Genomic DNA, 12,742 nt, shown 5'->3' with positions numbered 1-12,742 from the left:
CCGCTCAGTACGCGCCCGCGCCGCGGGTGACCGCGCCGATCGTGCGCGCGATGAGCAGCAGGTCGAGCACCATCGACCAGTTCTCGACGTACGAAAGGTCCAGTCGCACAGAGTCTTCGAGCGAGAGATCGGATCGTCCGCTGACCTGCCACAGCCCGGTCACCCCGGGTTTGACAAGCAGCCTGCGCCGCATCTCGCCGTCGTAGCTGTCGACCTCGCGCTGCACCTGCGGACGCGGCCCGACCACGCTCATCTCGCCGCGCAGCACGTTGAAGAACTGCGGCAGCTCATCCAGGCTGAATTTGCGCAGCACTTTGCCGATGGGGGTGATCCGCGGATCGTCCTTCATCTTGAAGAACACCGGGTTGCCGCCGTTGCGTGCGATGAGCGCGTCCACGGCGGTATCCGCCTCGACGTACATGCTGCGGAACTTGATCATCCGGAAAGGCTTGCCGCCCCGCCCGATCCGTTCGGAGAGGTAGAACACCGGGCCCGGGCTGGTCAGCTTCACCGCGAGCGCGATTCCCAGCATCGTCGGCGCGATCGCGAGCAACACCGCGGCCGCGAACACCACATCGAAAACCGCCTTGCCGGTCGACTTCGCCCGATCGTATTGCGGTTTCGCGATGTGCAGCATCGGCACGCCCGCCACGAACCGGTTGGTCAGCCGGGTGCCCGCGATATCGACCACGCCGGGCGCGACGATCAGCTCCACCCCCAGCGGGTCGAGTTCCCATGCCATCCGGCGTAATTCGATCGGACCCAGATGGTCGGTCGCGGTGACCGCGACGGTGTCCGCCCCGCTGCGGCGGACCGCGTCGAGCACCGTGCGGTCGTCGCCGACGACCGAGAACAGATGGTCCGACGGTCCGCGCAGGTACTCGGTGATTCCGTTGAGCCCGTCCGGAATACACACACCGACCACCCGGTACCCCGATGCCGGGTCGGCGGCGAAGGCATTGGCCATCGCCTGGGCCGCCTCCGCACATCCGACCACGAGCACCGAGGTGCGGTATTCCCCGCGCCCGCGCAACTGGCGCGCGTGGATCCGCCACAGCAACCGGCTCAGCATCAGCCCGAACAGACCGAGCGGTAGCGCTATCGCCAAATAGCCTCGGGCGAACTCGATCTGGAACACCAGCGACAAGATCGCCAGCACCCCGAACAACCGCAGCGTGGCCGCGACCAACCGGCGGTACTCCTCGCTGCCGCTGCCGACCACCTGCGGCGACCGGGTGTTCCCGACGGCGAGGAAGCCGGCCCAGGTGAGCGCGAGCGCGCCGGAGACCACCGTGTAACCGATCTCGTACGGCAGATGCCAGGCCAGCGGCGGCGCCGCCGGCCCGCCGAAACGGATGATCTGAGCCAACGCCATCGCCGCCACGATCACGCCGAAATCCGTTGCGCTCAAGCGCCGTATGTATTCAGCCTGCCAGCGTTCCCGATCGGAACGCGGCCTACTGTGCGGCGATCGACGGATCTCCAGATCGTCGTCGTCGGCGAGCTCGAAGCTCATGAACACGCACCTCCCCGTGGGAGAAAAGAAGAAGCCCCCCGATCCGCGCTGACCGGTCCCCGCTGCACGATCCCGACCGCCCCGGGTGTCCCCTCATTCGGCTGTCAGATGCAGATTGTTACAGAACACAATCCGTTTCACATGTCGAATCAACAGGGCGCCAAAGTGTTCCACGGAGTAGCCAACAAAGGGGCGGTCGGTATTTCGCCCAGGTTTGTTTACGTCCGCTCGTAACCATGGGCGCAGGTCACGAACCCTCGCTACCCACAGGCGAATTCGTCCCACCACGGTGAATCCACCAAACCCGTGGATAGCCGCCCGGAAGCTGCCATCGAAAACAGGTTGAAAAGTACCGGAAATTACTTCGAGCCCAGTCGATTTCACCAACGCCACGCGGGACTTTCGTTGTAACGTCTCACTGGATCGGGTCGACGTCAGGGGTGCGCCGACAATGTGCCGGTTATTCGACTCTTGGCAAAGGTGGGCTTCGTGCTATGTCGTCTGTGTGACTCCGAGCGATTGACGAGCGTGCTCGATCTCGGAGCGACACCACCGTGTGAAAAGTTCCTCGCCGCAGCCGAACTCGATCTTCCGGAATCAACTTACCCGCTGCATCTGCGGTTGTGTGCGGACTGCATGTTATTGCAGATTCCCGCGTTGATCACGCCCGAGGACACCTTCACCGAGTATGCCTACTTCTCCTCGTTCTCCGACAGCTGGGTGCGCCACGCCCGGACCTTCGTCGGCGAGGCGATCGACCGGCTCGAACTGGGCGCCGACTCGTTCGTGGTCGAGGTGGCCAGCAACGACGGCTACCTGCTGCGGCATCTGGTCGCGGCCGGGGTGCCCTGCCTGGGCATCGAACCGTCGGTGAACGTCGGCGACGCCGCACGCGCGGCCGGCGTGCCCACCGAAACCGCGTTCCTGGACCAGGAATACGCGGCCCGGGTGCGCGCCGAACACGGGCCGGCCGATCTGGTGGTCGCCAACAACGTCTACGCCCACGTGCCCGATCTGCGTGGCTTCACCAGCGCGCTGCGTACCCTGCTGGCCGACGACGGATGGCTGTCCATCGAGGTGCATCACGCGCTGAACCTGTTGCGGCTCGGCCAGTTCGACACCATCTACCACGAGCATTTCCAGTACTACACGCTGCATTCGGCACAGCGTGCGCTCGCGACCGCGGGCCTGGCGGTGGTCGACGTGGAACTGCTGGCCTCCCACGGCGGTTCGCTGCGGGTGTGGGCCCGGCCGGTCACCGTGGCCGCCGCGCCGAGCCGCCGCGTGGGCGAGGTCCTGCGCCTGGAACGGCATGCGGACCTGGATCGGGTCGAGGGCTACCGCCAACTCCGGCCGCGCACCGAGGCGGTCCGGCACGACCTGCTCCGGTTCCTGCTCGACCAGCGTGCCGCCGGTAGGCGAGTGGTCGGCTACGGCGCACCGGGCAAGGGCAACACGCTGCTCAACTACTGTGGCATCCGGCCCGACCTGCTCGAGTACACCGTGGACCGAAACCCGTACAAGCACGGGCGATTCACACCGGGCACGCGGATTCCGATCCACCCGCCGGAACGGATCGAACTGGATCACCCCGATGTCGTGCTCGTGCTGCCGTGGAACCTCGAGGCCGAGATCACCGAGCAGCTGCGCCATATCGCTTCTTGGGGCGGTGAATTGGTGTATCCGCTACCGGCACTGCACCGTGCCGACCTCACCGGTCACAACGACGTGCACAACACACTGAATTCCGAAATGACAGGGAGGGGAGCACGATGAAGGTTGTGCTGTTCTGTGGTGGCTACGGCATGCGGATGCGCGACGGCACCGACGACATGATTCCCAAACCGATGCAACTGGTCGGTCCGCGACCGTTGCTCTGGCACGTGATGCGCTATTACGCGCACTACGGTCACACCGAGTTCATCCTGTGCCTCGGCTACGGCGCCCAGCACATCAAGAATTTCTTCCTCACCTACCAGGAGTCGGTGTCCAACGATTTCGTCATCCGGGACGGCCGGGTCGAAATGCTGAGCTCCGATATCAGCGACTGGCAGATCACTTTCGTCGATACCGGGCTGGAATCGGCGATCGGTGAGCGGTTGCGCAGGGTGCGCGAGTATCTCGGCGACGACGAACGCTTCCTGGCCAACTACGCCGACGTGCTCACCGACGCGCCACTGGACGAGATGGTCGCGAAGTTCACCGCTTCCGGCGCGGCCGCGTCGATGATGGTGGTGCCGCCGCAGTCCTCGTTCCACTGCGTCGACATGAAACCCACCGGCGAAGTCAAGGAGATCATGCCGGTGTCGCGAATGCCGTTGTGGGAGAACGGCGGCTACTTCGTGCTCAGCCAGGAGATCTTCGATCTGCTGCCGCCCGGCGGCGATCTGGTCGCCGACGCCTGCGCGACGCTGGCCGGACAGGGCCGTCTCTTCGGCTACCAGCATCTCGGCTTCTGGAAGCCCGCCGACACCTTCAAGGAGCGTGCCGAACTCGATCAAGGCTATCGGTCCGGTTCCCGGCCGTGGATGGTCTGGGAGCGGGTGTGATCGGTCTCAGTGTCGGTGTGGTGCGCGAGATCGCTGTTCTCGGCGCGCATTGCGACGACATCGCCATCGGCTCGGGTGCGACGCTGCTGACGCTGGCGCGCGCCCAGCCCGGCTTGCGGGTGCATGCCCTGGTGCTGTCCGGCGGCGGCACCGAGCGGGCCGCCGAGGAGCAACGCGCGTTGGCGGCGTTCTGTCCGGGCGCGCAGGTGCGGCTCACCGTGCTGGACGTCCCCGACGGTCGCGCACCGGCGCACTGGGACCGAATCAAGACCGAACTCAACAGTTTTCGAGCCGAGTGCACCCCTGATCTGGTCTTCGCGCCGCACCGCGGCGACGCGCACCAGGATCATCGGCTGCTGGCCGAACTGGTGCCGACCGAGTTCCGCGACCAGCTGGTGCTCGGCTACGAGATCCTCAAGTGGGAGAGCGACACTCCCGCCCCCGTCGTCTTCCATCGGCTCAGCGCGGAGCTGGCCGAGGAGAAGGCGATGTTGCTGCTGAAACACTATCCGTCCCAAGCACATCGGGACTGGTTCGACCAACAGGCGTTCACCGGTCTCACCCGGCTGCGCGGCGTGCAGTGCCGGGCCGGACATGCCGAGGCGTTCCTGCTCGACAAGGCCGTCATCGATTTCGGAGGTTCGTAGCCATGCGGGTGTTGCTCACCGGACACCAGGGATATCTCGGCACGGTCATGGTGCCAGTGCTGCGCGCCAACGGGCACGAGGTGATCGGGCTCGACGCGGGCTTCTTCGCCGACTGCGTGCTCGGCGAACCGCCGGACGATCCACCCGGCCTCGCAGTGGATCTGCGCGACGTGACCGTCGAGCAGCTGCGCGGGTTCGACGCGGTGATCCATCTCGCCGCGCTGTCGAACGATCCACTCGGCGCGCTCGCGCCCGAGATCACCTACGCCGTCAACCATCACGCCTCGGTCCGGCTGGCCCGGCTCGCCAAGGAGGCGGGGGTGCGTCGTTTCCTCTACGCCTCCACCTGCTCGGTGTACGGTGCGGCGGGCGCGGATCTGGTGACCGAGGACGCGCCGCTGCGTCCGATCACGCCGTACGCGCAGAGCAAGGTACGGGTCGAGGACGATGTGGCGGCACTGGCCGATTCCGGCTTCGCGCCGGTATTCCTGCGCAATGCCACGGCATTCGGCTTCTCCCCGCGGTTACGCGCCGACATCGTGCTGAACAACCTCGTCGGGTACGCCACCCTCACCGGTGAGGTGAAGGTGCTCTCCGACGGGACGCCGTGGCGGCCGCTGGTGCATGCCCGCGATATCGCGTGGGCCTTCGCCAACTGCCTCACCGCGCCTCCCGACGCGATCCACTGCCGCGCTTTCAATATCGGCACCGAGGCAAACAACCTCACCGTCGCCGATCTCGCCAAGGCGGTCGTCGAGGCGGTGCCCGGCTCGCGGTTGAACATCACCGGCGAGAGCGGCGCCGACCCGCGCTCCTATCGCGTCGACTTCTCGGCGGCGCGCTCCGCGCTCGGTTTCCGCGCGCTCTGGACCGTGCAAGCGGGCGCGGACGAGCTGTTCCAGGAGTACACCGCCCGCGGGCTCACCTACGACGATTTCTTCCAGAAGTTCACCCGGCTGCCGCACCTGGAGCGGCTGCACCGGACCGGGGTGCTCGACGCGACGATGCGCCGGATACCCACCGGAACCACCCATGTCCCCGCAAGCTAGCCAGGACACCCCGGCCCAGCGTTGCGCACCGGTGTGCGCGGCACCCGAGCACTCCTGCCGCGCCTGCCGCGGCAGCGCACTCAGCACCGTGCTCGACCTCGGAACCGTGCCCGCGGCCGACTTCTTCCCGCCCGCCCACGCACCGGTCGGCCTGGCCGAGTCGGCGCATCCGCTGCGGATGCAGCTGTGCGCCCACTGTGGCCTGGCACAGCTCGCCGAGGACGACACCCGGGCCGAGGAGCCGCGCGGCATCGAGCCGGCGGCCTTGCGCGCACAGGCGGCCGATGCCGTCGGCAAGGTCGCGGCCGCCGGGCTGCTGCGCGGAAAGACGGTGCGCGAGTTCGGCAGTCCGCACGGCGGCACCTGGCTGCCGTTGCTCACCGAGCGTGGCTTCTCCCCCACCGAGGCGGCAGCCGAGGTGGTGCTCGACTGTTTCGGCGTCATGCACGAGCCGGACCAGCGTGCCGCCTTCGCCGCGCGCGCCGCCGCGACCGCGCCGGACGGTGTGCTGCTCGTCCAATACCACGCGCTCGCCGCCATCGTCGCCGGCTCCCAGTGGAACGCGTTGCGGCACGGCCACTTCGCCTACTATTCGCTGGCCGCGCTGCAACGACTGCTGCGCGCCGCCGGGATGAGCCTGGTCACCGCGTGGCGGTTCGACCTCTACGGCGGGACGGTGCTCGCCGCCGCCCGGCACGGAAACCACCAGCCGGACCGCGTCGTACAGGAAATACTCACGCGCGAACGAGAATTCACCGCGCCCGCCGCAGTCCGCGGGCTGCAACGCGCCGCCGACACGCACGCCGACGCACTGCGCCGCTGGCTCGAACGCCATGCCGCACAGGGTGATCGGGTCTACGCCTACGGTGCGGCGTCCCGGGCGGTCGCCGTGTTCAGCCTCGCCGGTGTGCACCGCGGGTTGATCGCCGGTGTCGCCGATGCCGCCGCGGGCAAACAGGGCAGGCGGATGCCGGGCACCGACGTGCCGATCATCTCGCCCGACGAGCTCGTCGCCGCCCGGCCGGATCTCGTGCTGCTGACGTTGCCCGATCTACTACCCGAGGTCCGGGCCCGCTATCCGGAACTCGACGGCTGCTGGATCGTCGACGACCCGGCCGAGCCCACCGCGGAAGGCGGCTGACATGCCTCGGATCCGCTGTCCACCAATGGCTTTGCCACCTGTTTCCGCCACGCGCTTGATCTGACATGATTCGAATACCGAGCACCTGACCGCCCTGATGACGGACGAGTTTCGTTGCTCCCGCGTGCCGGGGAGCGGGCCGCCGAGCGAACAACCACGCCCGGCCGGGTGCGTGCAGAAGGGGATGAACCAGATGAGGGACTTCACGCAGCAGCGCGGCCGAGACCTGCGCATGCTCGCGATCACCACCGCCGTCGCGACCGGCCTGATCTTCGGCGCGGGCGCCGCGGGCGCCGTCGTCGACAGCACCAACCAGATCGTCGATCAGAAGGATCGGTCGATCGAGGCGATCCAGTCCGATACCCGGATCGACTTCGTGCCGCCGTTGGACGGAAATCCGTTGACGCGCGAGTGGTTCCACAACGGTGAGGCGTCGTTCAAGGTCGCGGGCCCGCACGCGGAGGACTGGAACGGGCACATCACCATCGGCTACCAGGTCGGCTATCCCGCGACGCTCAGCGGGCGACTGAAGTTCGGCTACTCGACACCCGGACTCGGCGTCGACCTCGGCGGCGGTGACGGCGGCATCCTCAAGCTCGACGGGCTGATTCCCCGCGCGGGCGTGGAGATCGAGGTCGGTTTCGGCCCCGGCATCAAGACCGTGGAGTGCGCCGGCGGCGATATCTCCGGCACCTCCGGCTTCATCCGGATGTCCGGGTTCCACGGCACCGTGACGGGCGTGATCGGGCCGACCACCATCCGCCCGTTCGTGCGGGTGGTCAGCGCCAGTGGCGACACCGTCATCACCTACGGGCGGATCTGGACCCTCTGAGGTCCGGCCGGTGTGGCGCCCCGGGGCGAGCGCCACACCGCCGGTGGTCAAACCAGCAGGTCCGGACGCTTGCGAACCGTGGCCACGGTCCGAACCCGCAACCGGTACAGCGCCGCTCGGGCCAGCCGGGTGTCACCAGCGAGCACATCGCCGCGGCTCACCAGGTTCGGGTAGTCGCCCGCGATGCGGTGGTGGAACCGATACATATCGGTCAGCTTGCTCACCGTCGAGGTGCGGCTGCACAGGTTGAACGACGAATTGCGCCAGGCGGCAAGTATTTCGGTCATCCCGAAGAACACACCGAACGACGACGCCCGCGCGAACAGGTCCACGTCCATCGGGAACACCAGATCCCCGCGCAGGCCGCCGACCAGGTCGAAATGCTTGCGGTAGAACATCGCCGCCGCGGTCGGCCCGAAATCGGCGGGCCCGCGCCGCACGATGGCCCGCGCCAGGGCCCGCGCCGTCTGCCTGCCGAGCAGTCCCGGCAAGCCGAGTCCGGTCTCGAGCAGCGCGCCGTCCTCGTCGATCACCTCGAATCGGCTCGACGAGATCGCGATGCCCGGGTCACCGGCCATCACCGCGAGTTGCGCGGCCAGCGCACCGGGACGCAGCACGTCGTCGGCGCAGACCACCTTGACGAGGTCGCCACGGGACGCGCGGATCACCTTGTTCCAGTTGTCCCCGATCGGCAGCACGGCATCGTTGTGCAGCACCCGGATCCGCGGGTCCTCGAACGAGCGCGCGATCGCGCCGGTGTCGTCGGTGCTGGCGTTGTCCAGCACCACGAGCTCGAACTCCGCGTCCTGGTCGAGCACCGAACGCAGCGTCGTGGCGAGCGTGCGCGCGGAGTTGTACGCCGGAACACATATCGACAGGCTGGCCATGAGTCATCCCCCTAGCTGATGGCCCGGACGTACCGGGCCGCTGTCCACCAGCCGGAATACCCGCTCGAGCCCGGCTCTGCTGGCGTCGATCTGCTCTATCGCCTTGCGCTGCAAGGGCTCCCGCACCAGTGGCGCGTCGTCCCAGGACCGCTGCACGGCCTCGGTCAGCTGCGTCTCCAGCGCGGGATCGTTCAGGTGCACGATCCGCAGTCCGGTGCCGAACATCTGCGCCAGACCGTGGAACTTGTCGTCGTAGTACTCCGAGGCGGTGATGCCCACCGCTGGAATGCCTTGCGACAGCGCGAAGACCGCGAGGTGGTAGGCGCTCGTGACGAGCACCCGGCAACCCGCGACCTGACGCGCGACGTCCTGCGGCGTGCCGCCACGGCCGACGGCGGGCCGCGCGAGCTGCGCCCCCGCCATCAGCGGCAGCGTGGAAAGCCGGTCCTCGGAGGCGTATTCGGAAATGATCAGCGGAACCACCCCGGCTCCATGGTGGGCCGCACAAGTGCGCACCACCCGGCCGAGCGTCTCCTGCGCGGCCACGCCGACCGGTGAGTAGTCCGCGACCCGCAGGCACAGGCCGATATCCGCACCGATCCGGGCCTGACGCAACCGATAGGCGAACTCGACCGCGTCGTCCCCGGTGACGAGCACCCGCTCGGGCGCGACACCCATGCGCGACAACAACTCCGGGCCCCGCCGCCGCTCGCGCAAGGCCACGAAGTCCACGCCGGGTAACACCTCGCCTGCCCGGCGTAGCAGCTCCGGATCGCGTAGCGGACCGAGGCCCTGGCCGACGAGGGCGGTCGGAATGCCGCGGGCGCGGGCGTATTCCAGCAGATTCAGCGTGCGGTGCGCCTGATAGCGGTCGACGTCGGTCATGTAGCCACCGCCGAGCGCCAGCACCAGCGATGCCTGTTCGACCGCGGCGGGTATTTCGACAGGGAAGGCGCTGTCGGCGGGCACCGTCACGTGTTCGGTGATGCCGGGGCCCGCGGTCCGGCGTTTCGCCGCCGAGCGCAGCGCGCGTAACCGGTCCTTGGGTCCGTCGGTGGCGGCCCGCCAGTGCAGCGCCGCCGGACCGCCCAGTTTCGTTGCGGCCCTGCGGGATAACCGCGCCGCCCACCCGTCACCGCGCCACGACCAGTCCGGGCCGCAGAGCGGTTCCGCCGTCGGCAACAGCGCGCGCAGGATGCCGGGTTGGTGGGTGAGCACCCCGATCCGGGCGCGCGGCCATCGGGCCCGCAGTCGTTCGACCGTCACCGCCATCATCGCGATATCGCCGCGGTTGCGCAGCCAGTATTCGCCGTTCTCGACCAGCACCCGAATATTGCCCTCGGCAAGTTCGGCGCGCTCGGCCGCGGAACCTTCGGTCCCCACTGTGCATATCCTCCCGCCAGCCCCCTGCCGGGTCGGCCCGTGCCGAGCACGAACTCGTTGTGAAATCTACCCCACGCTATGCATCGCGGCTACCGTACCGGGAGTTACCGGAAAACCGCGCGCTACTCAATCGCTTGTGCGGGAACGCCCTTCGGGCCGACCGGACTGTTTGGTTATCCGCCCCGCGTAGAGCGCCGCCAGCGACGCCGCGGCGAATGCCGTGCAATAGTCGACGAGTTCGTCCATCGGTACGTCCAGCCGCCCGCCTTCCTTCTCGACGAGCACGCGTTCGAGCATGCCGACCACCGACAGCGCGTAGATGTCCACCAGCTCGGCCGGCGGCTCGGTCTCCGGCCGCGCCGCGGTGGCGGTGCGGGCCACCAGCCGGGCGAAGCGCCACAGTGCCTCGCGCATCCGCTGTTCGGCGCCGGCCCCGGCGGGCTCGACGAACACGATCCGCATCTTGCGCGCGTCCTCGGCCAGCGCGGTGAGGTACGTGCCGATGCCCGCGCGCAGCTTGCGGGTGCCGGTGGCGGGAGCCGCGTCCACCGCCACGACCACCGCCGCGAACAGCTCGTCGATCACCTGGTCGAACACCGCCGCGAACAATTCCGCAGTGCCGCCGAAGGATTCGTAGAAGTACCGGTCGGTGAGTCCGGCGGTGCGGCACAGGTCCTTCACGCCGGTGGCCGGATAGCCCCGGGTTCCGAACAGCTCCAAGCCTGCTGCCAGCAGTTTGCCGCGGCGTGCCGCCACCCGGTCGGCCGCGCCGACACCGCCGTAGGGCCGCACCGGGCGACGCTGTTTCGGCGTGCCGGTCATCGTTCGCTCCGCCTCGTCATCTACGCATTGTCTCCCATCACGCGCGGCCATCTGCTAAAGATGACTATCATAATAGTCAGTTTTGCGAACGGGGTCGGGCAGTGACACCTCACCAACGGAACAGTGCGGTCAGCAGGCGTTCGGTCTTACGTGGCGCGGCCGGCCTGGCCGGTGCGGCCGGCTTGGCAGCGAGCGCGGGTACCGCGGCGGCGCGCGAGCCCCGCCGGCGAAACGGGCCCGCGCGCAACACCGTCGCGGTACTCGGCGCCGGCATCGGCGGACTCACCGCGGCACACGAATTGGCCGAGCGGGGTTTCGAGGTGACCGTCTTCGACCGCAAAGAGCTCGGCGGGAAATCCCGCACCATTCCCCTGCCCGGCACCGGGATCGGCGGCCGGGCCCCGCTACCGGGTGAGCACGGAGCGCGCGGGTTCACCTCGTTCTATCACAACGTGCACGACACGATGCGCCGCATTCCGCTGCCCGGCACCCGGAACACCGTCTACGACAACCTGATCCCGTTCTCGGTCAACGACCCCCGATACCCCAGGGCAGGCAATCTCCCCGACGGCTTCCCGCTGATGTTCGGCTTCTACTTCGATCCGCGCCAAGCACTCACCCCGGAAGGGTTGCAGCGCATCTTGATCGAGGTGTTCATGAAGAACAACCTCATCCCGCTGCCCGAGGCGATCCACATGGCCGGGCGGGTCATCACCTATCTCACCTCCAGCGAGGAGCGTCGCTTCGCGCAGTGGGAACACCTCAGCTGGTGGGACTTTGTCGGCGCGGCACAGCGCTCCGCGCAGTTCCAGGCCCTGGCCGCAACGGGTTTGACCCGGGCACTGGTGGCGGCGAAGGAGTATGTCGCGAGCACCCGGACCATGGGCAACATGATGGAGAGCTTCTTCATCGCCCTGCTGCAGGAACTCGCCGGCGGCCCGAAGGTCTATCAGGTGCTCAACGGCCCGACCAACGAGGCCTGGCTGGATCCGTGGATCGCGCTGCTGAGCGAGCTGGGCGTGCGGTTCCTGCCCGGGCACGCCCTGGACGGTTTCGAGGTCGCGGGCGGGGAGATCGGCGGCGCGCGGATCCGCAGATCGGACGGCTCGACCACGCTGCACCGAGCCGACTGGTATGTCTGTGCCGTGCCGACAGATCGGGCGCAGCGCCTGTGGTCGCCCGAGATGCGCAGTCTCGAACCGAGTTTGGCGCGCATGGACGCGCTGACCGTCGACTGGATGACCGGCATGCAGATGTTCGTCAGCGAGAAGCTGGAGCTCGGCGCGGGCTACAACATCTATCTCGACGCGCCGTGGCGACTGACCTCGTATACGCAGCGCGCGTTCTGGGACGTCGACTACGCCGCGAAATACGGCGACGGCCGGGTCGTCGACGGTCTCACCATTGATATCGCCGACTGGGATACCCCCGGCATCCTGTACGGCAAGACCGCCAAACACTGCACCCGAGAAGAGATCTACCAGGAGACCTGGGCTCAGCTCACCGCCGCGCTCAACGACGACGGGCGTGTCCAACTGAAGGACGGCATCGTGCGGGACTGGCTGCTCGATCCCGGTATCAGCTGGCAGGACGGCCAGAACCACAACGACGAACCGTTGCTGGTCAACACCGTCGGCTCGTGGGCCGCCCGGCCCACCGCGCACACCGGGATCCCCAATCTGTTCCTCGCCGCCGACTATGTGCGGACCAACTTCGATCTGGCCACCATGGAGGGCGCCAACGAGGCGGCTCGCACCGCGGTGAACGCCTTGCTCGACGCGGCCGGCTCCCCCGCCGCTCGCGCCCAGTTGTTCACCCGCGCCGCGATACCCGCGTTCGAACCGCTGCGCCAGATGGACGCCGCACGCCTGCGCGCCGGGCAACCGAACCTGTTCGATCTGGGTTGACGAATTGTT

General features: G+C 68.0%; 11 protein-coding genes. 7 read left to right on the top strand and 4 right to left on the bottom strand.

Annotated features, from left to right (window positions below):
- Positions 1-4: 4 nt before the first annotated feature.
- Positions 5-1,516, bottom strand: a complete 1,512-nt coding sequence (locus O3I_RS17965; RefSeq protein ID WP_014984373.1) for a sugar transferase — start codon at positions 1,514-1,516, stop codon at positions 5-7.
- 489 nt (positions 1,517-2,005) lie between these two features.
- Here O3I_RS17965 and O3I_RS17960 point away from each other — a divergent pair, with 489 nt between their 5' ends.
- From O3I_RS17960 to O3I_RS17935, 6 genes are all read left to right on the top strand, one after another.
- The gene (locus O3I_RS17960) at positions 2,006-3,292 is read left to right on the top strand and encodes a class I SAM-dependent methyltransferase (RefSeq protein WP_051066972.1); all 1,287 of its coding nucleotides are present in this window, start codon (positions 2,006-2,008) and stop codon (positions 3,290-3,292) included.
- Entirely contained in the window at positions 3,289-4,065 is a 777-nt protein-coding gene (locus tag O3I_RS17955) for a sugar phosphate nucleotidyltransferase (protein ID WP_014984371.1), read from the top strand. The genes O3I_RS17960 and O3I_RS17955 overlap by 4 nt, the downstream gene beginning before the upstream one ends.
- A complete protein-coding gene (locus O3I_RS17950) occupies positions 4,062-4,712 on the top strand; it encodes a PIG-L deacetylase family protein (RefSeq protein WP_014984370.1) in 651 nt (216 codons plus the stop codon). The genes O3I_RS17955 and O3I_RS17950 overlap by 4 nt, the downstream gene beginning before the upstream one ends.
- A gap of 2 nt (positions 4,713-4,714) precedes the next feature.
- Positions 4,715-5,761 (top strand): NAD-dependent epimerase/dehydratase family protein, encoded by a 1,047-nt coding sequence (locus O3I_RS17945; protein WP_014984369.1) that lies wholly within the window; start codon positions 4,715-4,717, stop codon positions 5,759-5,761.
- Positions 5,745-6,902, top strand: a complete 1,158-nt coding sequence (locus tag O3I_RS17940) for a methyltransferase domain-containing protein (RefSeq protein ID WP_081594024.1) — start codon at positions 5,745-5,747, stop codon at positions 6,900-6,902. The genes O3I_RS17945 and O3I_RS17940 overlap by 17 nt, the downstream gene beginning before the upstream one ends.
- Positions 6,903-7,095: 193 nt before the next feature.
- Positions 7,096-7,734: an MspA family porin gene (locus O3I_RS17935; RefSeq protein WP_141692119.1), complete on the top strand. Its 639-nt coding sequence runs from the start codon at positions 7,096-7,098 to the stop codon at positions 7,732-7,734.
- Positions 7,735-7,781: 47 nt separating this feature from the next.
- Here the strand turns inward: O3I_RS17935 and O3I_RS17930 are convergent, their stop codons facing one another.
- The 3 genes from O3I_RS17930 to O3I_RS17920 form a co-directional block, all read right to left on the bottom strand.
- The gene (locus tag O3I_RS17930; protein WP_014984366.1) at positions 7,782-8,621 is read right to left on the bottom strand and encodes a glycosyltransferase family 2 protein; all 840 of its coding nucleotides are present in this window, start codon (positions 8,619-8,621) and stop codon (positions 7,782-7,784) included.
- Positions 8,622-8,624: 3 nt separating this feature from the next.
- Positions 8,625-10,004 (bottom strand): polysaccharide pyruvyl transferase family protein, encoded by a 1,380-nt coding sequence (locus tag O3I_RS17925; protein WP_014984365.1) that lies wholly within the window; start codon positions 10,002-10,004, stop codon positions 8,625-8,627.
- Between the two features lie 126 nt (positions 10,005-10,130).
- Positions 10,131-10,826, bottom strand: coding sequence for a TetR/AcrR family transcriptional regulator (locus tag O3I_RS17920; protein ID WP_014984364.1), 696 nt, complete (start codon positions 10,824-10,826; stop codon positions 10,131-10,133).
- Positions 10,827-10,927: 101 nt separating this feature from the next.
- Here O3I_RS17920 and O3I_RS17915 point away from each other — a divergent pair, with 101 nt between their 5' ends.
- Positions 10,928-12,733, top strand: coding sequence for a hydroxysqualene dehydroxylase (locus tag O3I_RS17915; protein WP_041562686.1), 1,806 nt, complete (start codon positions 10,928-10,930; stop codon positions 12,731-12,733).
- Positions 12,734-12,742: the final 9 nt, after the last annotated feature.

Source organism: Nocardia brasiliensis ATCC 700358 (genome assembly GCF_000250675.2).
In the GTDB taxonomy this organism is placed as follows: domain Bacteria; phylum Actinomycetota; class Actinomycetes; order Mycobacteriales; family Mycobacteriaceae; genus Nocardia; species Nocardia brasiliensis_B.
The sequence above is the reverse complement of the archived record's forward strand: the minus strand, read 5'-3'. Positions and strand labels throughout refer to the sequence as shown.